Source organism: Hymenobacter latericoloratus (assembly GCF_014199535.1).
Classification (GTDB): domain Bacteria; phylum Bacteroidota; class Bacteroidia; order Cytophagales; family Hymenobacteraceae; genus Hymenobacter; species Hymenobacter latericoloratus.
Window position 1 is genome coordinate 566,512 of the sequence record NZ_JACHNV010000002.1, and the last position, 21,189, is coordinate 587,700.

At 62.4% G+C, this 21,189-nt stretch carries 16 protein-coding genes; 3 read left to right on the forward strand and 13 right to left on the reverse strand.

The genetic code is table 11. The features are described 5' to 3' along the window. Positions 1 to 3 precede the first annotated feature (3 nt). The 7 genes from GGU46_RS08165 to GGU46_RS08195 all read right to left on the reverse strand — a co-directional run bounded on the left by GGU46_RS08165 (position 4) and on the right by GGU46_RS08195 (position 9,598). Positions 4 to 909, reverse strand: coding sequence for a glycosyltransferase family 2 protein (locus tag GGU46_RS08165; RefSeq protein WP_183403050.1), 906 nt, complete (start codon positions 907 to 909; stop codon positions 4 to 6). A 7-nt stretch (positions 910 to 916) separates the two neighbouring features. Beyond that, positions 917 to 2,353: an O-antigen ligase family protein gene (locus GGU46_RS08170; RefSeq protein WP_183403051.1), complete on the reverse strand. Its 1,437-nt coding sequence runs from the start codon at positions 2,351 to 2,353 to the stop codon at positions 917 to 919. A gap of 111 nt (positions 2,354 to 2,464) precedes the next feature. Then, on the reverse strand, positions 2,465 to 4,717 hold the full coding sequence (locus GGU46_RS08175; RefSeq protein ID WP_183403052.1) for a GumC family protein: 2,253 nt from the start codon (positions 4,715 to 4,717) through the stop codon (positions 2,465 to 2,467). Further along, the gene (locus GGU46_RS08180; RefSeq protein ID WP_183403053.1) at positions 4,714 to 5,484 is read right to left on the reverse strand and encodes a TolC family protein; all 771 of its coding nucleotides are present in this window, start codon (positions 5,482 to 5,484) and stop codon (positions 4,714 to 4,716) included. The genes GGU46_RS08175 and GGU46_RS08180 overlap by 4 nt, the downstream gene beginning before the upstream one ends. Next, entirely contained in the window at positions 5,484 to 6,368 is an 885-nt protein-coding gene (locus GGU46_RS08185; protein ID WP_183403054.1) for a sugar transferase, read from the reverse strand. The genes GGU46_RS08180 and GGU46_RS08185 overlap by 1 nt, the downstream gene beginning before the upstream one ends. An 86-nt stretch (positions 6,369 to 6,454) precedes the next feature. After that, positions 6,455 to 6,841 carry a response regulator transcription factor gene (locus tag GGU46_RS08190; RefSeq protein WP_183403055.1) on the reverse strand — a complete coding sequence of 129 codons (387 nt, stop codon included), beginning with the start codon at positions 6,839 to 6,841 and terminating at the stop codon, positions 6,455 to 6,457. Between the two features lie 618 nt (positions 6,842 to 7,459). Beyond that, a complete protein-coding gene (locus GGU46_RS08195; protein ID WP_183403056.1) occupies positions 7,460 to 9,598 on the reverse strand; it encodes a GAF domain-containing hybrid sensor histidine kinase/response regulator in 2,139 nt (712 codons plus the stop codon). A 592-nt stretch (positions 9,599 to 10,190) separates the two neighbouring features. On the opposite strand from GGU46_RS08195, the gene GGU46_RS08200 reads away from it, so the two are divergent. Further along, on the forward strand, positions 10,191 to 12,323 hold the full coding sequence (locus GGU46_RS08200) for a TonB-dependent receptor family protein (protein WP_183403057.1): 2,133 nt from the start codon (positions 10,191 to 10,193) through the stop codon (positions 12,321 to 12,323). Between the two features lie 96 nt (positions 12,324 to 12,419). On the opposite strand, the gene GGU46_RS08205 is transcribed toward GGU46_RS08200, so the two are convergent. From GGU46_RS08205 to GGU46_RS08215, 3 genes are all read right to left on the reverse strand, one after another. Further along, on the reverse strand, positions 12,420 to 13,241 hold the full coding sequence (locus GGU46_RS08205) for a universal stress protein (protein WP_183403058.1): 822 nt from the start codon (positions 13,239 to 13,241) through the stop codon (positions 12,420 to 12,422). Between the two features lie 367 nt (positions 13,242 to 13,608). Further along, positions 13,609 to 13,884: a hypothetical protein gene (locus GGU46_RS08210; protein ID WP_183403059.1), complete on the reverse strand. Its 276-nt coding sequence runs from the start codon at positions 13,882 to 13,884 to the stop codon at positions 13,609 to 13,611. Between the two features lie 88 nt (positions 13,885 to 13,972). Then, entirely contained in the window at positions 13,973 to 14,482 is a 510-nt protein-coding gene (locus GGU46_RS08215) for a hypothetical protein (RefSeq protein WP_183403060.1), read from the reverse strand. A 145-nt stretch (positions 14,483 to 14,627) separates the two neighbouring features. Here GGU46_RS08215 and GGU46_RS08220 point away from each other — a divergent pair, with 145 nt between their 5' ends. Next, positions 14,628 to 14,918 (forward strand): GNAT family N-acetyltransferase, encoded by a 291-nt coding sequence (locus tag GGU46_RS08220; protein WP_183403061.1) that lies wholly within the window; start codon positions 14,628 to 14,630, stop codon positions 14,916 to 14,918. Between the two features lie 233 nt (positions 14,919 to 15,151). Then, a complete protein-coding gene (locus tag GGU46_RS08225) occupies positions 15,152 to 16,030 on the forward strand; it encodes a universal stress protein (RefSeq protein WP_183403062.1) in 879 nt (292 codons plus the stop codon). A gap of 237 nt (positions 16,031 to 16,267) precedes the next feature. Here GGU46_RS08225 and GGU46_RS08230 read toward each other — a convergent pair whose 3' ends face one another. The 3 genes from GGU46_RS08230 to GGU46_RS08240 all read right to left on the reverse strand — a co-directional run bounded on the left by GGU46_RS08230 (position 16,268) and on the right by GGU46_RS08240 (position 21,098). Next, on the reverse strand, positions 16,268 to 18,595 hold the full coding sequence (locus tag GGU46_RS08230; RefSeq protein ID WP_183403063.1) for an endonuclease: 2,328 nt from the start codon (positions 18,593 to 18,595) through the stop codon (positions 16,268 to 16,270). Positions 18,596 to 18,792: 197 nt separating this feature from the next. Continuing rightward, positions 18,793 to 19,284, reverse strand: a complete 492-nt coding sequence (locus tag GGU46_RS08235) for a fasciclin domain-containing protein (protein ID WP_246398933.1) — start codon at positions 19,282 to 19,284, stop codon at positions 18,793 to 18,795. Between the two features lie 317 nt (positions 19,285 to 19,601). Next, complete coding sequence (locus GGU46_RS08240; protein ID WP_183403065.1) at positions 19,602 to 21,098, reverse strand: sensor histidine kinase; 1,497 nt, start codon at positions 21,096 to 21,098, stop codon at positions 19,602 to 19,604. Between the last annotated feature and the right edge of the window lie 91 nt (positions 21,099 to 21,189).

The following is a 21,189-nucleotide window of genomic DNA, read 5'->3' on the forward strand; positions in this document are numbered from 1 at the left end:
CGGTTAGGAAGTAGCAGAAGAGGGACCCGCCAGGTGCTGCAGATTCCACCACAGCCCGCGCCCCAGGGCCCGCAGGTGGCTCCACTCGGAGCGCCACGAAAACGACACGGCCTTTTTGGGCAGGGCCGCCAGCAGAAACACGCAGGTACTCGTCCAGCGCGACCAGCCCGTGAAGTTGCGGCGGATGAACAGCAGGCGGTTGCGGTTCATGTAGTAGGTTTTCAGCACCGAGGCCTTGCCCACCGACATCGACTCTTTGTGGTAAATCGTCGATTCAGCGACGTAGTGGCAGGTGTAGCCCCAGCGCTTAATGATTTCGCAGTAGTCCAGCTCCTCGTAGTACAGGAAGTACACTTCCGGCATCAGGCCCACCTCGTCAATCACGCGGCGGGGCACCATCATGGCGGCGCCGTCGGCTAGTTGGGTGGGGCCGGAGGTGTTGTGCTGGCCGTAGTCGGGCTCCAGGTGCCCAATGGTCACGCTGCGGCCCGTCCAGGTATTAATGCCCCGGGAGCCGGCGTACTGAATAATACCGTTTGAGCCGTGAAAGATGATTTTGGGCGAGGCAATGCCGGCCTCCGGGTTTTGCTCGAACAGCTCGACCAGGGGCTCCAGAAAGCCGGGCGCTACCTCCGTGTCGTTGTTCAGGAACAGAATGTACTTGCCCCTGGCCTGCCGGATACCCAGGTTGTTGCCGCCCGCGAAGCCCAGGTTCTGGGGGGAGCGGATGAGCTGCACCTCCGGGAACTGCTCCGTAATCAGGCCGGGGTCGTCGGCGGGGGAGGCGTTGTCCACCACAATAATTTCCACGGCCGGGTACGTAAGCTGGCGCAGGGAAGCCACCATCTCGCAGGTAACGCGGGCCTGGTTGTAGTTGATCGAAATAATGGATACCAGAGGCGTGGCCATAAGCTGGTCAGGGTTGAAGGGGTTTCGGATCAGAGTCGAGCTTGGGACCCAGGAAAATGAAAGCCCAGGAGATGTACACGATGATGGCCGAGGGCATGAAGTTGATGACCTCGTTGCCGTAGCTGCAGAACAGGATGCCCGCCGCGCCCGCCGTCAGGGCGTTCAGCTTCACGCGCAGCCTGGGGTCCCGGATGTTCCAGACGATGCCGCACCCCTTGCCCACGATGTAGAGCATGATGCCAAACCAGATGATAAAGCCCACAATGCCGTACATCACCCACACCTTCACCCAGTAGCTGTCGGGCGGAATGGTGGAGAGGTAGCTGCCTGGGTTATACTTAATGCCCCAGGTACCAATGGTGCCCACGCCGCCCCCAAACGGGTGCGAATCGAGGTAGTTGCGCAGCACCAGCTGGTTGTTGAGGCGCACGTTCAGGGAGGCGTCCTGCGGGTCGAGGGCCGTGCGCATGCGGTACACGTTGTAGTTGCTGTCCCCGATTTTGGTGTACTTCAGCACATACAGGGCCGAGAGGGCCAGCACCGAGCCTACCACCAGGGCCTTGATGTTCTTGCTGATCAGCAGGGCTACCCCAATGCCCACCAGCAAGGCAAACAGCGCCCCCCGGGTGCCGGAAATAAACATGCCCGTAATCAGCAGGCCGGCCGCCAGCAGCAGCAGCATTTTCTGCCACTTCTTAAACGGCCCGAACCCCAGAATCAGGGCAATTAGGGCAATATGGGCCTGCGAAGCCCCAAACTGGCCGGCGTCGCTGTAGAAGGAAAACACGCGCAGCTTGCCCCAGAGCAGGTGGGTTTTGGCGTTGCCCACGTCCAGAAAGTGCTGCTCGCCCGGCGAGAGGCCGATGTAGAGCTGCTTGAGCCCGTTGAGCGTGCCCAGCAACGACAGCCCAATCAGCAAAACCAGAAACAGGTTCAGGTCTTTTTTCTGGTTGAACAGCAGCAGGGCCAGCGGCACCGTCAGGAGCCAGTAGAACGAGGCGCTCCGGAACTCCTGTACCCACCCCATCACACTGGCCCCCGAGGGGTTGCCCAGCTCCAGAATGTTCACCCCGAACCAGAACAGCGTCAGCAGCATCAGGTCGTTGCGGAGGTAGCTCCAGTCGAAGCGGCGGTGCTGCACCAGCACCGCCACGGCCGTAGTCACCAGCAACCCATCAATAGCCAGCCCAAACGGCGCCCCGCCCACTTCCCGGTCAATGATAAAGAACAGAAAGCAGTAGCAGAGCAGGGCGATGATGCCTACCCGCGGGGTAGTGAACAAGATGATGACAAACGGCACCACCACGGCCAGCACAATCAGCAGGGCCGGCACCAGCAAACCCGCCTGGGCCGTGCCCCAGCCCACTACCACAGCCGCCAGCACCGCCAGCAGAATCTGCATCCCGCGGGTTTTTAGGGTAGGAACTGGGGCAAATTGGCTCATGAGGGAAAAGCAGGTAGGGGGTAGCTGGTGGCTGGAGCAGGAAAGGCTGCTGACGTGGAAAGCCACTTGCCGGACTTTGTGGTCGGGCCTGGCTTTTCGGAGGAAGTTGGGCTAGGGATTGAGCAGGCCCTGGAGCGGACGCGGGGGTAGGCCGGCTTTCTTGCCGGTGCCAGCTTTCACGCGGGCCCCGATGAAATCCGTCACGTACTCGGGCAGCACTCCGTTCAGCACCACCTCAATCGGGGCCCGGGTCACGTTCTTGATGTTCTCGAAAATCTTCTTGTCGGCCTGCTCCCAGCTGCGGGTGGCCTTCACGGCTACCAGAATCAGGTCGAGGCTTTGGAGCAGGGAGGCGGGGTAGGTGGCTTCCAGCAGCGCCGGAAACTCCACAATAATCACGGCGTTGTTGTAGGCCCGTGTCCCGGCCAGGTCGGCCACCGTCACGCCCTGCGAGAGGCCCTGCAGGGGCGAGTAGTAGGCCGTGTGCCCCTCCATCCAGACGTGCACGGCGTGGTCGTTCGGAAACAGGCCCAGCGTCTTGATTTTCATGTTGTTGAGGCTGGCCGTCAGGGAAGTGCTGAGGGTAGTTTTGCCCTCGCCGCTCTGGCTGCTCAGGACCCCAATCATGAAGGGCTTGCCGGAGTCGTCCTTCTGGTGCATTTTCAGCAGCAGCTGCCGCGCCAGCTGGTCTTCGGCCCGTTGGGCGTCCAGCAGCTGCTTCTGGTTCAGGTTGGTCGTGCTCGGGATGATGCCCATCACCGGAAAGCTAGTCACCTTGGTCGCCAGGGCCGGTTTCTGCAGGGAGTTGTTGAGCAGATCAGCCGCTACCAGGCCGGCGCCCGTGAACAGAAACGACCCGATCAGGCCGCCCAGCAGCAGCACCAGCAGGCGGGTACCGCCAGCCGTGGCCGGCAGGTTGGGCGGGTCCACCACCTTCAGCTGCGAAGCCAGCTCCACGTTCTGCTGGGAGAGTTTGCTTTGCTTCAGCCCCTCTACCTGCGACATGTACTCCTTCTCGGCAATTTCCACCTCCCGGCGGATTTTGCGGATTTCAGCGCCCAGCGGCACCAGGCTGTTGTACTGGCTGGCCACGCTGTTTTTCTGTTGCCGCATGGAGCTGAGCTGCCCGCGCAGGTCTTCTACCTGCAGGGCGTTTTTGCTGTAGTCCTGCAGCAGGTCCTTCACGGCTACCCCCTGCACCGAGCGGGAGTCGGCGTCGTAGCTGGTGGTAGCGGCATCCAGGCTGCTGCTCACGCTGGCGGCCTGCTGGCGCAGGCTGGCCACGCGGGCTGCCCCCTCGGGCGTGTTGGCGCTTTTGGTCAGCAGCTCAGCTTCCGAAAGCTGCTCGTTCAGCTCGGCCAGGCGGTTGCTCAGGCGCAGAATTTCCTGGCTTTTCAGGTTCGATACGCCCCGCCGGCCCAGGGAAGCCTGCGTCGATTTCAGGGCCGAGCTGGCCCCGGCGTACTGCATTTCCAGCTCGTTGAGCTTGTCGGCCGTGAGCTGGCGCTCTTCGGTGGAGGAAATAATCTGCTTATCGTAGTCGACGATGTTGTGGGCCTGGTGAAAGGCCAGCAGCTTTTTCTCGGCGGCCTGCAGCTTGGCGTAGGCCTTCTGGGTCGCCTCATCAAAGTAGCCGATGACGTTGGCGTTCTGGCCCACAAACAGCTCCTTGTGCTTGCGGATAAACACCTGGGTCAGAATATCCAGGGTTTCGCGGCACACCTGCGGATTCTTGGAGGTGTACTCAATCTTGAGCAGGTCGCTGTCCTTGATACGGTTGGCCGAAATATTCCACATAGCCACCTCCGAGTAGTAGGGGTGCTTGGAGTACAGCAGCCGGTAAATGGCGTTGGTGTTGTTGATTTTGTAGGCCGCCGTGAGGTGGGCCAGGGTTTCATCGGCCGTGCTGCCGCCCAGCGTAGCGGCCAGCGAGTCGAGCATATGCTCATCGGCGGCGTTAAGCTTGGAGGGCATCAGCACGCGCTGCACCGAAGCCAGCAGGCCAGTGGGGGCGGTAGAGGCTTGCTGGGTTTTTACGGCGGCAGCGGCTCCGCTGGCCTTGCGCTCCTGCAGGTGCAGGGCCAGCAGGCGCAGGCCCACTTCCTCGCGCGTTTCGCGGGAGTTAATCAGGGAAAGCAGGTTGTCGAAGGCCGTGGAAGCGGCGTTCCAGCCCCCCCCGGCCGCGTTGTTGTCGCCGTCAATCTTGTAGCCCGAGGCAATGCCGGTGTAGATAACCGTATCGGAAGTGTACTTCTTGTCGCGGTTACGGCCGAAGAAATAAATGGAAACGCAGGTAGCCAGCGGCACCAGCAAGAGCAGCAGCCAGTGGCGGCGCAGCAGCCGGTAGAGGTCTTTCAGGGTCATCGGCCATTCATTAAGAGGTGGAGGGGCGTGCCCAGCAGATCTTCCAGCAGCAGCAGGGCCGTCTGGTATTTGTTGCGGGCTTCTTCCTGGGCCAGCAGGGCCTTGTTGTGCAGCTCGGTAGCGGCCATCTGCTCGTCCACGGGCATTTCGCCGCTGCGGAATTTGCTGTCGGCCAGCTTCTTGCTGATGCCCGCTGTTTGTACGGCGTTCTGGTAGTGCTGTAGGTTGGTGCGGGCCAGGGCCAGTTCCTGATACAGCAGAATCACCTGGCGGCGCACTTCAGTTTCGCCTACGGCCCGCTCGGCGGTGGCCTGCTGCAGAAGCAGCTCCTGCTTATGAATGGTGGCCCGGCGGCTGGAAAGCTGCTCCAGGGGCACCATCACATTCAGGCCCACGTTGTACTGGGCCCGGGCTCCCAGGGCAAAGGCATTCAGCTGCTGCACCCGCTCCGTGGAGCCATTGGTGGCAAAGTAGGGCAGGGTGCCGTAGTTGTAGCTGGAGCCCAGAGCCACCGAGTTCAGGATTTTCTTGCGGGCCAGCCGAATGTCCTCGTTTGCTACCTGCTTGGCCAGCTCCAGCTTTTCCAGCCCCGCCGAGTGGCTGATGGCGGCCTGGTACAGGATGGGCAGCACCGCTTCGGGGGACTTAAAAAAACGCTCTTCCCAGGGCAGGGTAGGGGGGGGCGGCGGCCCGGCTACCTGCTGCCCCCGGCCGAGCAGGGGCGCGGCCGCCAGGGCAATAACCAGTGAGTAGAAAGCAATTTTCATCAGACGTTTTCCTTTTGCAGCAAAGCCGGGAAGGTTTTCAGCAGAATCTGCAGGTCCTTGCGGAAGGAGTAGTTGGTGGCGTATTCCACATCCAGGGCCTTGCGCTCCTCCGCCGACATGTCGCCGCCCTTGCCGCGCTTGCTTACCTGCCACAGGCCCGTAATGCCGGCCGGGGCCAGAAAGCGGGTAGCAAACTGGTCGGTGGTGAGCTTTTCGGCCTCGTAGAGGGGTAGGGGGCGGTTGCCCACCAGCGACATGTCGCCGCGGAGCACGTTGAAGAGCTGGGGCAGCTCGTCGATGCTGGTGTTGCGGATAAACATGCCGATGCGGGTGATGCGCGGGTCGTTGGCAATTTTGATAAAAGTGGCCTCCTCCCGCGCCTTTTTGGTTTGGTAGTAGTGCTTCTCACAAATCAGGTTGCCGTGCTGGTCAATCAGGTGGCTCTGGCAGGCCCCGCCCTCGTGGCCGCAGGCGCAGATGCCCGGCTCCACGGCCGCATCCTCGGGGGAGGCGGCCTGGTACTGGTTCTGGTTTTTCATGGATGCCAGCAGCTGATCCGCGTCGGGGCGCATGGAGCGGAATTTCCAGAAGCGGAACTTGCGGTAACCCGTACCCACGCGGTAGGAGTAGTACAGCACCGGCCCCTTCGATTCGAGCTTAATCAGCAGGGCTACCACCAGAAACAGGGGTAGCAGGGCCAACAGAATCAGGGAGGAGAAAACGATATCGAAGAGGCGCTTGGCCACCGGCATGCGCATGACGCGGCCCCGGGGGCGCACGGCTCTCGGTTTCCGGAGGGGGCGGTGTGTGAGCTGCCAGCCGCCGGGGAGCAACGGTTGAGGGGCACTACTGGAAGGATAGAGGTTGGGAGCGGTAGCGTTCATAGCCAGAAAGTGTTGGTAGTCTTGGACCAATACAGATCGGGAATTTTAGGTAGTACAGGTCGGGTAGGCGGCACAGGAGAAAGGCCCTAGGCCCGCACGCGGTTGAGCACATTCTTGATTCTGATTTCCAGCTCTTCCGGGTTAAAGGGCTTCACGATGTAGTCGTCGGCGCCCTGCCGCAGGCACTGGATTTTCTTGCTGCTCTCGTCGGCCACCGACAGCATGAGCAGGGGCGTAGCCGCGTGGGAGGCGTGGGCCCGCAGGCGCTTGAGAAACTCCAGCCCGTCCATCTGCGGCATCTCGTAGTCGGCCACAATGGCGTCGGCCTGGTGACCTTTCTGCAGCCAGTTCAGGGCTTCCTGCCCGTTGGAGGTAACCACCACATCGTACTCCGTGGAAAAGTAGTGCTCCAGAATCAGCCGGATAGAGGGCTCATCATCAATGATGAGGAGTTGTTTCTTGGGGAAGACCATAAGTGCCAGAAGTTATGGTGAGTAGAAAGTGTCAGGGTCAGCTGAATTTGATGCTGCTAATCGGATAAAAAATTGGGCTTCCGGGAGCCGAGCACAGGAAGTAGCCCGGTACCGACGCACCAAAAAGCCCTCCGGCAGCCCCAGGAGGCTGGCCGAGGTGGCCGGGTGGGAGTAGAGGGAGAGAGGGCTGCCAGCGGGCTGAGGCCTGATGGTGCTGGGGCAGCAGAGCGGGAGCGAAGCGGACGGCGGGCGCGCTTCAGGAGAGCAAATGGGGTAGCCAGCTATTTCAGTAGTCGAAATATGGCTATGAGTGAGGTAATTAGGTATGTTCGGCCGCAGGGCCAGGGTAACGAAAGTACAGTGTCAAGGGATGCGCACAAGGCAGTAGCTAGAGCAGTACAACCTTACCAAACTTCTCAACTCACACCGTACGGCATAGTACGACTATGAGTCTTGTATGTTCTAATTTTATGTAATTATATTGATTAATATTTGTATTAGAAAATAGAACTCGTGAAAATAATTATGGCGTAAGTTAAAAAAATGCCTCAATAAGGCCTAGCGCGCCACGAATTAACAGGGGTGATAGAGGTTGGATTGGGCATAATATGCTGCTTGTTAAACAGGTACCAGGTTTTTTTCAGTGGTGTTGTCTGGCAACAGCAGGGCGGAGGCAGCTGCGTGGCCTTGTGCCTCAGCCTGCTGCTGGAGGTGCTCGGCAAATGTGTCGGCCATGCGGCTGGTGATGGTGGTGAGCAGGCCCAGCAGGTTCAGCAGGGGCTGGGGGGTAGGCGGTGGGGGCTGCATGGCTTTTTCCAGCTGCTTCAGGCAGTGCATAGCTTCGGCCATCTGCAGGCTACCATACGTGGCCCGGAGGCTGTGCGTGAGCAAACTAGCCGCTTTCCAGCGCCGCTTGCCCAGGGCTTCGCGCAGCTGCCCCAGCTGCGCGGGCACGGTATCCAGAAACAGTTGCTGCATCTTCCGGATAAATTCCTGGTCGTGGGCCAGCCGCCCCAGCTGGGAAAAGTTGTAGGAAGGCCGGGGCAGCTCCGGGGCCGCTTCCGTGCGCCCGGTTGCCCGTACCAGAATGCGGTACAGCTCGGCCTCGGAGTAGGGCTTGATGAGGTAATCCGTGAAGCCCTGGCGGGTGTAGGCGCCCACCTCCTCCTTGAGGGCGTTGGCCGTGAGGGCGATGATGGGGGTGTGGCGGTTGGGGTTGGCGGTAGCGCGCAGGTAGGCCGTGGCGTCAAGGCCGGTAAGCTGGGGCATCTGAATATCCATCAGAATCAGGTCGTAGGGCTGGGTTTCGGCCAGGTCCAGCACCTGCCGGCCGTTGGTGGCTACCTCCACCTCGGCGCCCCAGCCCTGCAGCAACGTGGTGGCCAGCAGCTTGTTCACGGAGTTGTCCTCGGCCAGCAGCACCGAGAGGCCCTGCAGCAGGCCCGGGGCCAGGGAAGGCAGCACGTCCTCGGCGGGGAGAGTATAGGCGCTGATGGGGTAGGCCAGCGAGAAGCGGAAGCAGCTGCCGCGCCCCGGCTGGCTTTCCAGCCAGATGCGGCCCTGCTGCAGCTCAATGAGGCTTTTGCAGATGGCCAGACCCAGACCCGTGCCGCCGTAGCGCCGGGCCGTGCTGGTGGCCGCCTGATCAAAGGCCCGGAACACTTCCTGGGCTTTTTCGGGACTGATGCCCACGCCCGTGTCCTCCACGCAAAAGTTCAGCTGCACCTGCCGGGCATCTTCCGCGGCCACTTCCACCGTCACGCTGATGTGGCCGGCTTCCGTGAACTTCAGCGCGTTGGTCAGCAAATTCAGCAGCACCTGCCGCAACCGGAACGGGTCGCCCTCCACCGTAGGCATAGCCGAATCCTGCATGTGGGTGTGCAGAGTCAGGCCTTTGCTCTGGGCCAGGTGCTGCACCGAGCGGGTGGCGTCGCGCACGGTAGCGGCCACATCAAAGGGCACGCGCTCCAGCTCCATGCGGCCCAGCTCCACCTTGCTGAAGTCCAGAATGTCGTTGACAACCGTCAGCAGGGTTTCCGCCGACGATAGAATAATCGTCAGGTGCTCTTCCTGCTGAGGCGTAATAAAACTTTCCCGCAGCAGCCGGGTCAGGCCCATAATGCCATGCAGCGGAGTCCGGATTTCGTGGCTGACGGCCGCCAGGAACACCTGCTTGCGCTGGCTGGCGGCCTCGGCCGCCTGGCGGGCCAGCCGGGCCTGCCGCAGCGCCAGCTCCTGACCCGCCTGCTGGGCCAGCAGCCGCAGAAACGTCTGCTGTTCCGGCGTCAGGTCGCGCGGGGTGGTATCGTACACGGCCAGCACGCCCACGGCGTGGCCTTCGGCCGTTCGGATGGGGTAGCCGGCGTAGAACACCACGCCCAGCTGCTCACCGCTCAGCGGGTTGCGGCCAAATATTTCGGGCGATTGGGCCTGGTGCAGCTGCAGCAGCGAGCCGGCCCCGAGGGCATGAGCACAGAACGAAACGCTCCGGGGCAGCTCCAGCAGCCCGGGCAGGCCGGTTTGGGCTTTCACCCACTGGCGTTCCGCATCCAGAAAGCTGATGGAGGCCATGGGAGTGCCGCACAGCTGAGCCGCCTCCTGCACCAGCGCATCATAGGATGGCTCGCTTTCCGAATCGAGCAGGTGCAGGGCCTGTAGCGCCGCCAGACACTCGAGAGCCGGCGCCGGAGCACCGTACCCGACTGCGGCAGCCGGAAAGGGCAAGCTATGCTGATATCCGGTAAGTAAAGATTCCATGCATTCCTCTACGTTAGTTGTGCCGCTGCCCGGGTTCCCCTGCTACCATTCGCTACTGAAGTGAGCCAGCCCTTCATCTGACGAAGCAGATAGTAAGTTGCAATACTATAAGGTAAGAATAAAGTTTTATTTTTTATTGTTAATGTTATATTAAGTAGGTCCGATATAGAGCTTCTGTTTCAACAATGATAGGGTGGTATCGGCACCAAAAACTGCCTACACTGGCGAAATACAGTTGAGATTGTAACAGGGTATATAGCGGAAACACAATTAAATTAATAAGCTGACAGTAAGCTACTGATACAAGGCCCGGTGCAACTCCACGACAGAGGCCACGGGCTGGTTGCTTGAAAGCAGCTGGAGCCCCGGCGTGGCTCGCCTGGCACAGCGGAGCAGGGAAAAAAAGGCTAAAAAAAAAGCAGGAAGATAGGCTCCGGGGTAGTGCCTGAGCTGCTGCGCCGGCGGGCGCTGGGTTACCTGGAGCGGGAGCTCGTAAACGAAATGGCCGCAATCGGGTATAGCATTCGGGTTACCTGTGTCCGGCAGCCCGGGACTGAGGCGCGTTGCCCGGCCCAAGTTCAGCTTCATCCCCATGACCTACCGCTACACCGTGCCGCTGTTGTTGCTGCCCCTTTCCGTAGCCGCCCAGCAGCCAGCCCCTATCCCTACCCCCCCCGATACTGCCATGCTCCGGCCCCAACTGCTGCCCGAGGCTACCGTGACGGGTTACGGTCAGCAGCTTCCTTTGCGGCGCACGGCGGCGGCAGTTAGTGTGCTCGATGCCCGCGTGCTGGAGCGGTTTCCGCAAAACGCCCTCACGCAGGCCGTCAATACGCTGCCGGGGGTGCGGCTGGAGGAGCGCGCCACGGCCAGCTACCGTCTGAGCGTGCGGGGCAGCACACTTCGCTCGCCGTTTGGGGTGCGCAATACCAAAGTGTATTACCAGGCGCTGCCCTTCACCGAAGCCAGCGGCAGCACCCCCCTGAACATTCTGGACCCCGCCCTGCTGGGAGGCCTTGAGGTGATAAAAGGTCCCGCTGCCAGTGTGTACGGGGCCGGCACGGGCGGGGCCGTGCTGCTCACGGGCCGGCGGCCGGCCCCGGGCCAGGCCCGGGCCCAGGTGGGTTTCACAACGGGCAGCTTTGGGCTGCGGCGCTACACGGCATCAGCCGAAACCGGTACTGCCACCGGTTACCTGCGCGCCGCCTACGCCCGCCAGACCCTGGAGGGCTACCGCCAGCAAAGCGCCCTGCGCCGCGACGTGCTGACGCTGGACGGCGAGTGGCAGCCCACCGAAAAGCAAACGCTGAGCCTCCATGCGCTCTACTCCGATATAAGCTACCAGCTGCCCGGCGGCCTTACCCGGGCTCAGTTTGAGGCGAATCCGCGCCAGGCCCGCCCCGGCACGGCTACCAGCCCCGGCACCGTAGAGCAGCGCACCTACTACGCTTCCCGCACGGCCCTGCTGGGAGCAACCCACGAGGCCCGGTTCTCGGAGCGCCTGAGTTTGCGCACTACCCTCTACCTGAGCGGCAGCCGCATCAACACACCGTATCTGGTCGATTTTGAAAGGAATACGGTGCTCAGCTGCGGGGGCAGGGTAGTGGGCAGCTACCGCACCACCCTGGCCGGGCGTACGCTGCGGCTGCAGGGTGGCGCCGAGGGCCAGACGGGGTTTGAAAGCTCCCGCAACTACCAGAACCGCGCCGGCACGCCCGGCCCCCTGCGCTACGACGATGAAATCCGGACCCTGACCGGCTTTGCCTTCGCCCAGGCCGACTACGAGTTGCCGGCCGGGCTGCTGCTCACGGCCGGGGCCAGCTACAACCGGCTGCGCTACCGAATCAGCCGCCTCTCTGAGGCCGCCACCCGCCCCGATGCCTACGCGCTGGAGCGCAACTTCCGGCCCGAGGTGTCGCCGAGGGTAGCCTTGCTGCGCGAGTTCGGAACGGGCCTGTCCGTGTACGCCAGCATAAGTGCGGGCTTCTCGCCCCCGACGGAAGAGGAAATCCGGCCCTCCGATGCTTCCATCAACCGGGCGTTGCAGGCCGAGCGCGGCACCAGCTACGAGGTGGGGGCGCGCGGGCAGTTGTGGCAGGAGCGGTTGCGCTACGACGTGGCCTTCTACGACCTGCGCCTGCGCCAGACCATTACTACCCGCACCACCGAGCAGGGCGTGCAGCTCTTTGCCAACGCCGGCACTACCCGGCAGCGCGGAGCCGAAGTGGCCCTGAGTGGCTGGCTATGGCGGCCGGAAGCAGGGGCGTCCCTCGGCGCCCCGGCACAGCAGGCCCGCGCCTATGGCCTGCGGGCCTTTGTGAGCTACGCCTATAACCACTACCGCTTCGGGAGCTACGAAAGTGGGGGGAGCAACTTCGGCGGCAACCGCCTCACGGGCACGGCCCCGCATACCCTCACCACCGGCCTCGATTTTACGGAGCAGCTGGGTTTCTACCTCAACCCCACCATAAACCACCAGGCCCGCCTACCCCTCAACGATGCCAACACCGAATACGCACCCGGCTACTGGACCTTCGGGAGCCGCGCTGGGTGGCGGCGGGAGCTGTTGGGCGCGCTGGCGCTAGATGTATTTGCAGGCCTGGAAAACGCCACGGACCGCCGTTACTCGCTCGGCAACGACCTCAACGCCTTCGGGGGGCGTTACTTCCAGCCCGCGCCGGGCCGCAACTGGTATGCCGGCACGCAGTTGGGGTGGCGCTGGTAACAGAAGCCGCTGGCCCGGCCGGCTAGGTTGTATTTGGGTCCGCCGCTACCTTATACTTTCCAGCTAGAGGTAGCGGCGGCAACGCGCGTCGCTTGGCTAACCCAGGGAAGGGAGCAGCAGCATGGGGAGGTGCCCGTGCAGCACTACCTGCGCGGTAATGCTACGGTTGAAGAGCTGGCCGAGGAAGCTGCGCCGCCGGGCTACCAGTACCAGCAAATCGGCCTTGGTTTCGGCGGCGGCTTGCAGAATGCCCAGCGGAATGCGCCGGTGACGCGTGCCGTGGCAGTGCACCCGAAAGTTGTTGCCGGCCAGCAGGCCACTGGTGGTTACCGCCGTCAGTGCGGATTGGCAGGTGTCGCTGTCCTCGGGCTCGGCTACGTGCGCCACCGTCAGGTGGGGCTGCAGCTTCTGCAGCATTGCCTGCGCCCCCGCCGATTGCTCTTTCAGGTCAAAGCTGCTGTTATCGGCGGCAATGGTAACGCAGTGGGGCGGCACGGCTGCCTCCGACCCTATGGGTATTACCAGCAGCGGCGTGCGCGTGGCCCGCAGCAGCTTGAGGGAAGTAGTGCTGACCAATTCATCCGGGGTCGTGTCGGTATTGGGTTTGCCCAGCACCACCAGAGCGGGCGCATGGCGGCGCACGGCATCGGTCACGGCGGCTTCCACCCCCTCAACTGCCGACTCTACGGTGGTGCTAACGCCCAGGGGCTGTACCCGCTGCTGCAGCGCCGCCGCTATTTCGCCCTCGCTCAGGTGCCGGATGCTACCGTTGAAAGCGTCCGGATCAAGCAGGGTTTCGCGTCGGACATGTAGCACCACCAGCGCGGCCTCTGTAGCGGCCGCCAGGGCGGCCGCATACCGCAGGGCGTGGTCAGCGGCGGGAGTGAAATCGGTTAGGACAAGAAAAGGAGCTGCCATGGGAGTGGATTGTTGGGAGAGCGGAAAAGTACGGAAACCAGCTATACGTAAAACTGCCGCCGATGTCAGCCGTCACAGCACTGAAACCTGCCGCCAAATGGCCGATACGGCCAATATGGGGCTTCCGGAGGCCCTTTCCACCGGGCTGCTAGTTACCCTGGTGTGGGCCAGAAACCCACAGGCTGCCGGCCCGGCGGGTAAGATATCCTTGGCTACTAGTTGAGTGAGCCGGCCCGCTCTGAAAGCAAGCAGCACGCGCAAAGTGCCAGTGGCATCTCGCGCGTGCTGCTTTCCAGAGGGCGGGCCGGTAGCCTTGCCTCCGCCGCCGTTTCTGCCCCCTTGCACACCGGCCAGGGGGTATGAACGGCTAGCGGTTATTATCGTCAATGGGGTTGTTGAAGCCCGGAATGTCTAGCTCGTCGCGGCGGCTCATGCTGTCGGCATCGGGGCCGGAGTTGCCGGAGCCATCCAGCGGAATACCCGTGGTTTCTTCCTCCAGGCGTGCCGAGGTGTCGAGGGTGCCTTCTTCATCGCGCTTGTAGCTGTAGAGTTCCTCGCGGTGCTTGCGCTGCGCTTCCGTCAGGTTAGCGCCCGAGTCGGGGTTGAGCGCAGCGGCGGGGTCTTGGTTGGGTTCGGTTGCCATAGTCTAAGAAAAGTAAGGAAGCTGTCGCGCAGCCGGGCCGAAGTCCGGCTGCGCGCCGCTTCAGTAAAAACAAGTCAGGCCAGCAAGGCTATTTGTCCTTGTCGGACGCTTTAAGAAGATCTTCCTTGCCCGAGCCGGGAATTCCGCGGCCCTCGTCGGGGCGGAAGGCGCTGAACTCGTCGGGGTTGTCGTTTTTGCCCACGTTGGGGTTGCGCGGCTTTTCGTCATCCTCAGGGGCCGGGCCGGTGCTGTGGTTGGCCGGCTCGTTGGTAGCCCAGTTGCGGGTGCCACCGCCGTAGCGCGGGTCATCCTGGGCCCAGCCTTCGCGCTGCACTCCATATTCGTCGTCCGCTACCTGGCGGGCCAGCGACGGGTCGAGGTTCTGCGGGGTGCTGCCGCGCTGTTCCGGGAAGGCTACCGGCGGAGCAACTTGGCCGCCCTGCGTTACACTGGCAGATGGGCTGGCACCTGCCCGGGCCTGGGCGGCCTCCGTGGGCTTGCCGAACTCGCCGTACTGGGGGGTGTTGTGCCCCTCCGAGGAGGTAGGCTGGGCGGAATCCTGGGAAGAAAAATCGGGGGTTTCGGGAGTATGTGCCATAGGGCCTGAAGTAGAAAGAGGAGGGAAAGAGAAAGGTAGCGGCCGGTACCAATGACCGGTGCTGCTTCTCATACGTAAATACTCGGCAAATGGCGGTACTGCTCTGTTCTGCCGGCTTGTTTTGTCTTACCTCACTACCTTACCTATGACTTCTTCCGTTGCCCACAACGCTTCTGATCAGGAATTTACGCTCGTTCAGGACGGCTACACCGCTGAGCTGGCCTACAGCTACCCCGCGCAGCACGTCATCGATTTCACCCACACTTTTGTGGAGGAAGCACTACGGGGCCAGGGAGTAGCCGAAAAGCTGGCCCGGACCGGGCTGGCCTACGCCCGGGAACAGCGCCTGAAAGTGCGCACCAGCTGCGAGTTTATGCAGCACTTTGTAGAGCAACACCCCGAGTATAATGAACTGCTGGACGAGGCTGCCGCCTAACGGTACTGCAACCGCGCTAACACCAGGCAGACAGCCCTGTTTCCCGCATAGCCCGCCCAAGGCAGGCGCAACAACTTGCGCGCCTGGCCTTGGGCGGGCCGGCGGCCCTCCCGGCAAGCGGGGTTGAAATATCTGATTATAAGACGTTTTTAATGTGGTATTAATTTTCGATACTCTGGAATAAGCTACCTTTCCTGAAAGGGTTTATCTGACCTCTTGTGGGGCCTGTTGGTATGCTGACGTTTCATGTCCTGACGGATTTTTCGGCCACGGCCACTAACGCGCTGTACTACGCGGCGGGATTGGCCCGGCATATCGGCGGGCAGTTGCGGCTGTGGCATGTGCTGCCCGAAGCAGCCGGTACCTATTTCCATGTGCCCCTGGCTGGTACGGATGCGCCTGCCCCGGTGCTGGCCCTAGCCCAGTTGGCGGAGCAGATAAGCCAGTTGGTGCCGTGCACCTGGGAGGTGGTTGCCACGGACCCGCTGCGTCGGCTGAGCGCCGCTATGGGCGCTGCGGCTGGCCATGTACTGGTAGTTGGAAACAGTAACCCGGCCAAGAGCCTGGCCTCGGCGGCTACCAGCACCGCGCTGTACTTGGTGCGCCAGCTGGCCCAGCCGTTGCTGGTGGTGCCAATTACGTTTCGGGCGGGGCCGGTGCCGCGGCGCATTGTAATGGATACCGACCGCCGGGCCGTGTGGTTGCCCCCGACCGCTCAAACCATCCCCGACTTGCTGGCCCAGCTCACGTGCTCACGCTACCCCCTGGTTCTCAGTCATCTGCCCAGCGACGTGGATCATCTACTCACGCGCATCATTCCGGAGGTGGTGGGCATTCATGTGCACACCAGCGAGTCGTCGCCGGAAATAAAGGAAATAGCTACCCAACTCCGCCTGATGGGGCTGCTGCGCGGCGTGGCCCATACAGTGGCTACCAGCCGTTACCCCAGCATAGAGCAGGGTATCCGGCGCACGGCCACGCGGCACCACGCCGATCTGCTGTCCTTCGTGACGCGAACCCGCTCATTTGCGGGCGTGCCGTTTCCGCGCAACGTTACGGCGGGCTTGCTGGCGCACAGCACTATTCCGGTTCTCACCATTGCGGAGGTATAGACCGGATTGTTTTTTACAATTATCGTATTGAATGAGTGGAGAATACACCGCATGTACCTAACGGCCCGCACTGCAATGCGGGCCGTTTTATTTTCCCTAGTCTGCCTGCTAGTCTGCCCACAGCAGGCACTTAACGGCGACATAGGGGGTAGGCAAAAACCGAAAGCCCGGCAGCCACACTCGGGGTAGAGCATAGCTGCCGGGCTTGTAGGCCGGCTTGGTAAAAGCTTGGTTTGCTTAGTGCTGCACGGCTACGCGGCTGCTGTAGCGCACCCCGCCGGCTAGTACCCGCACCGAGTACAGGCCGTTCGCCAGCGTCCGGACATCGAGCGTAGCGGTTTCGGCGCCGCCCAGGGCCTGGGTACGAGTCAGCACCAACTGCCCCAGGGGATTGTAGAAGCTGATAACGGCATCTTGGCGACCCCGCAGCTCAGGCAGGCGCAGCTGCACCTGGCCGGCGGCCGGGTTCGGGAACAGCTCAATACCCATGTTCAGGGGAGCCGCGGTGGCGGTGCCAGTTACCGTGGTGCAGTTGCTGATGTGGGTGCCTACGTTGGTATATACATCGGCGCCCAGAGCCTGCCAGCCGTCCTGGGCCTGGCTCCAGCGGGCCTGGCCGCGGCTTACGGTAGGCTTGCGCACCAGGGTATTGTCGCGGGTTGAGCCGCCGGGCACGGTCCAGGCGTTGTTGGCCGGCGTCTGGCCAATCACCCCAATCACGTCGAGCGTATCCGCATCCGAAAACAAGCCAATAGCGTGGGGACCGTTAAAGAAGCCTACCCCCGACTGCAGATCGGTCTGGGCCTGTACCACAGAAGAGGTGACGCCCGTATTGGCAATAACGTACACGTCGCCGGGGGCAATGATGCCGCTGAGGGTGGCCGTTTGCGAGGGGGTAGTGGAGCCGGGCGCGTATAGGCGCACCTGCATGCCTTCGAGGCTAACGGCGGCCGGCGAGGGGTTGAAGATTTCCAGCACTTTGGTGTTGCCCGCCACGCCCTCCACGTATTCCGAGAAAAACAGGTCGGTGCAGGGCGAGCCCACCGGGGCCTGGTCGTCGTTCTGAATAGTAAGGACGTGAGCGGCCGGAGCGCCTAGCACGGCCCCGCCCGTAGTGGGGGCACCCAGCACCAGGCGCAGGGTTTCGTTGGGCTCGGGCTGGGCGTCGCCCACTACCGTTAAGGTTACCGTCTGGGTCTGGGAGGCCTGCCCGGCCGCGAAGGTTAGGCTGGTGGTAGTCAGGATATAATCGGCGGGGCTGGTGGCCGTGGTGCCGGTGGTGCTAACCGATACGGGCACGGTTACCGCCGCGGTGGGGGCGCTGCCGCTGAGCGTCACGTTTACCGAGTAAGTGCTGCTCGTGCCGGCCTCGCCCTCGGGCAGGCTGCCGCTGGCCGAAGCAAATGTGATGGTCGGTGCCGGACCGTCGTCGTTGGTAACCGTCAGCTCGTGCGAGGCCGGGCCGCCCACAGCCCCGCCCTCCGCGGGGTTGCGCAGGGTCAGCACCACCGTTTCGTTGGCTTCGGGCTGGGTGTCGCCGTTCAGGGTTACGGTTACCGTCTGGGACGTTTGGCCGGCCGCGAAGGTCAGGGTCTGGGGCGAGGCAAAGGCGAAATCCTGGCCGGCCGTGGCGGTGGAAGTAGCCGCATCCAGGGCTACTTCCACGGTCAGGGGAGCGGTAGGCGCCGGCGTCACCGAAACAGTAGCCGTATAGGTACTGGTGCCGGTGTTACCTTCCGGCGCGCTGCCCGTAGCCGTGGCGAAGAAGAACGTGGGCAGCACCTGGAAGCCCCAGGCCCGGGCTACCAGATCGGGGTAGGTGATGTAGGGGTTGAAGTTGCCCTGGCTTTTGGCGGCGCGGCGGTTTCGCTCCCGCTCCCGGGCATCCACCGGGTCGGCCAGGTGCCACTGGTAGAGGGTCTGCAGGTTGGCGGCGGCCGTAATTACTTCCTTGCCCGCATCAAACTTCTCGTTCTGGTGCATGGTGTAGAAGTAAAAGATGGCCCGGGCCAGATTGCCCTTGTGGTCTTCGCGGGGCTCAAACTGCGTGTCCGTATCCTCGCTGTACTCGTTGATGTTGGCCGTCGGGATGCTGGTCTGGCTCTGGTTGTTGCGCATCCAGAGGCGGGTTTGGGCATCCGGAATTTCTGCAAACGGGTCGGAGCCGCGGTTGCTGTTCCAGGTGTCGTAGGTCGGAAACAGGTGGTGAATGTCGGAGCGCATGCGCACTACCTCGTCAAACCACGACTGGGGCACGGTATGCTCGCAGTTGATGCGCGTGACCACGCCGGGGTTGGTGCTGCTGGAGTCCAGGGGCGCGTTTTCGGTGTAGCCCGAGTACACGCATACCACCTTCCCGTTCTGGTTATCAACGTAATTGTACATGCGGCCCCGGGCCGCGTTGTAGCTCAGCTCGATGCGCTTGCCATCATACCAGTTCTGGCGCAGCCAGGTTTTCAGGTCCTGGCCCTGCAGGGTAGTAGGCGGAGCCGCCGGAAGCGTTTGAGCCGCGGCCGAACTGAGGCCGAGCGCCACGCCAGCCAGCCAAGCGAAAAAGTGTTTCATAAGAGCAAGTGGGTGTGGTAAAGAAAGGCGAAGGGCAAAGGTCGCAAATCCTGTTCGCACCCCTAAGCTACGAAAGCCTTGGCCGGGTTTGGTAACAATTCCGTAATACACCGCCCCAGTCGCCCGCGCACGGTTACTACGCAGAAAGGCCGGCCCCGTTTCCGGAGCCGGCCTTTTTGGTCGCGCAAGCAAGATGCTTACTTCGTGGGCATTAGCACCGCGTCAACAACGTGGGTTACGCCGTTCTTGGATACCACATCGGCAATGGTCACGTTGGCCATGCCGCCCTTCGCATCGTGCAGCATTACGGTGTTGCCGGAGCGGTGCACCATCAGGGTTTCGCCTTCCACGGTGGTCAGCATCTGGCCGTCCTTCAGGTCGGCGGCCAGCAGGCGGCCGGGCACCACGTGGTAGGTCAGGATGGTCGTGAGCTTCTGCTTGTTTTCGGGCTGAATGAGCGTATTCACGGTACCGGCCGGCAGCTTGTCAAAAGCGGCGTTGGTGGGCGCGAAAACTGTAAAGGGGCCCGCGCCTTTCAGCGTTTCCACCAGGCCGGCGCCTTTTACGGCGGCTACCAGGGTAGTGTGCTCGGTGGAGTTTACGGCGTTATCCACGATGTCCTTGTCCGGGGTCATCATGGCACCGCCTACCATCACGCCCGCCCCCGACGACATCGACATGTTTTTCATGTCCACGCCTTTGCGGGGCTTGGTGGTGGCCTTCAGCTTGGCGCCGTCCTCCGACTCACCTTTCACCTTCACTTTGCCATCGTCGGCAACTTTGGTTTTGGTGGTCATGCCACCTTCCTTGGTTTTGGTTTTCTCGTCGTCCGATTTGGTTTTCATCTTGCCCTGAGCCAGGGTGGTGCCGGTGCTAAAGGTGAAGGCCAGAGCCAGGGTCGAGAGCAGGTACTTGTTCATCGTGTGAGAGGGGTTGGGGTGAGGATCAGGGGTAGGGGCCCGCCGCCTCGGGCGGGAGGCCAGAATGCCGCTGTATACGCAGGAGCTTACGCTTGGATGCGCGGGGCCGGCAGCCGGATACTGAATTCACTGTACTCGCCCTCCTGGGAGCAAACGGAAAGCGTGCCCCCGTGGCCCTTGGTCACAATATCATAACTCAGCGAAAGGCCCAGGCCGGTGCCTTCGCCCGGTGGCTTGGTCGTGAAAAAGGGGTGAAAAACCTGTTCCAGCACCTGCGGCGAAATGCCCGTGCCGTTGTCGCGCACCTGGATGAGCACCTGCCCGGTGTTTTTCAGCTGGCGCGTGCTTACGGCAATGGTAGGGTGGTAGGTGCCGGGGGCGGCGTGGCGGGACTTTTGCTGCACCGCGTACAGGGCGTTGGTAAACAGGTTCAGCAGCACCCGGCCCAGGTCTTCGGCCACTACCGCCACCGGGGCCAGGTGCAGGGCAAAATCGGTGGTGAGGGTGGCATTGAAGTTGGGGTCCTTGGCGCGCAGGCCGTGGTAGGCCAGGCGCAGGTATTCGTCGCAGAGGGCATTCAGGTTGGTGGGCTGGCGCTGGCCGGTACCGGCCCGGCTGTGCTGGAGCATGGCCCGCACAATGCTGCCGGCGCGGTCGGCGTGCTCGTGCACCTTCTGCTGGCTCTGAGTCAGGTCGTCGAGCAGCAGGGCCACGTTTTGCTGCGCTTCCTTCGACAAGGTTTCGGTGGCCAGCGCCTCGCGCAGCTCCTGCACCATTTCCAGGCCTACCTCCGAGAAGTTGTCCACGAAGTTGAGCGGGTTCTGGATTTCGTGGGCAATGCCGGCCGTGAGGGCCCCCAGGCTCGCCAGCTTTTCCTGCTGCACCAGCTGGGCCTGGGTGGTGCGCAGGTGCTGCAACGACTGGGCCAGCGACTCATTCTGGCGGCTGAGCAGGGTTTCCTGCTGCAGATTCTCGCTCCGGAAATAGTACACCACCAGAAACAACGTTAGAAAGCACAGGGCCACGTTGATGTTGTAGAAGTAGGCGCTGCCCGGCACGTAGAGCGAAAACGTCACCACCGTCATGGCGTAGCGCACGGCGAAGTAGGCGGCCACGTTCACCAGAAACAGAAACGTCAGCTTCCAGAACGTGCGGAAAAAGAGCATGCCCACAATGCTGTTGGTAATCAGGAAGTACTCCACGCCGTTGTAGCGCCGTACCACGGCCGTCAGGGAGCAGATCAGGGTTACGCTCAGGATGTTATAGTAGGCCGAGGCGTCGTAGCGGTGGTAGTAGTTCAGGACCAGGGGCGGCAGGTGCAGCACCAGCCCGGCCAGGCAGATGCGCAGCGTCAGCCAGTCGGGCGAGTTCAGGTACACCAGCACGTAGCCGGCGTAAATACCAATGGTAATCCAGCAGATGCCGTTCAGCAGGTGAAGCCGCTTGAGCTGCCACACCGTGAGGCCCGGCTGCACCCCCAGGTTAATGGCCCGCCACCACCAATGGCTCAGCCAGGCACCCACCCGCCCCCTAATGGTGCGGGCCGCGGGCCAGGAGCGCAGAGAGGAGGAAGGAGCAGACATGAGGGTAGAAACCGCGGCGTACCTGAGCCTGCTGGCCCCGGCCGCCGCCCCGGAACCGTGGTCCACCTCAGCCCACACCTGTACTTACGTT

Excerpts from the sequence above, each read along its gene's own strand:
- GGU46_RS08240 (WP_183403065.1), bottom strand. The coding sequence starts at position 21,098 with ATGTCTGCTCCTTCCTCCTCTCTGCGCTCCTGGCCCGCGGCCCGCACC.
- GGU46_RS08215 (WP_183403060.1), bottom strand. The coding sequence starts at position 14,482 with ATGGCACATACTCCCGAAACCCCCGATTTTTCTTCCCAGGATTCCGCC.
- GGU46_RS08210 (WP_183403059.1), bottom strand. The coding sequence starts at position 13,884 with ATGGCAACCGAACCCAACCAAGACCCCGCCGCTGCGCTCAACCCCGAC.
- GGU46_RS08175 (WP_183403052.1), bottom strand. The coding sequence starts at position 4,717 with ATGACCCTGAAAGACCTCTACCGGCTGCTGCGCCGCCACTGGCTGCTG.
- GGU46_RS08190 (WP_183403055.1), bottom strand. The coding sequence starts at position 6,841 with ATGGTCTTCCCCAAGAAACAACTCCTCATCATTGATGATGAGCCCTCT.
- GGU46_RS08165 (WP_183403050.1), bottom strand. The coding sequence starts at position 909 with ATGGCCACGCCTCTGGTATCCATTATTTCGATCAACTACAACCAGGCC.
- GGU46_RS08235 (WP_246398933.1), bottom strand. The coding sequence starts at position 19,284 with ATGAAAAACATGTCGATGTCGTCGGGGGCGGGCGTGATGGTAGGCGGT.
- GGU46_RS08180 (WP_183403053.1), bottom strand. The coding sequence starts at position 5,484 with ATGAAAATTGCTTTCTACTCACTGGTTATTGCCCTGGCGGCCGCGCCC.
- GGU46_RS08195 (WP_183403056.1), bottom strand. The coding sequence starts at position 9,598 with ATGGAATCTTTACTTACCGGATATCAGCATAGCTTGCCCTTTCCGGCT.
- GGU46_RS08200 (WP_183403057.1), top strand. The coding sequence starts at position 10,191 with ATGACCTACCGCTACACCGTGCCGCTGTTGTTGCTGCCCCTTTCCGTA.
- GGU46_RS08220 (WP_183403061.1), top strand. The coding sequence starts at position 14,628 with ATGACTTCTTCCGTTGCCCACAACGCTTCTGATCAGGAATTTACGCTC.
- GGU46_RS08170 (WP_183403051.1), bottom strand. The coding sequence starts at position 2,353 with ATGAGCCAATTTGCCCCAGTTCCTACCCTAAAAACCCGCGGGATGCAG.
- GGU46_RS08185 (WP_183403054.1), bottom strand. The coding sequence starts at position 6,368 with ATGAACGCTACCGCTCCCAACCTCTATCCTTCCAGTAGTGCCCCTCAA.
- GGU46_RS08225 (WP_183403062.1), top strand. The coding sequence starts at position 15,152 with ATGCTGACGTTTCATGTCCTGACGGATTTTTCGGCCACGGCCACTAAC.
- GGU46_RS08205 (WP_183403058.1), bottom strand. The coding sequence starts at position 13,241 with ATGGCAGCTCCTTTTCTTGTCCTAACCGATTTCACTCCCGCCGCTGAC.
- GGU46_RS08230 (WP_183403063.1), bottom strand. The coding sequence starts at position 18,595 with ATGAAACACTTTTTCGCTTGGCTGGCTGGCGTGGCGCTCGGCCTCAGT.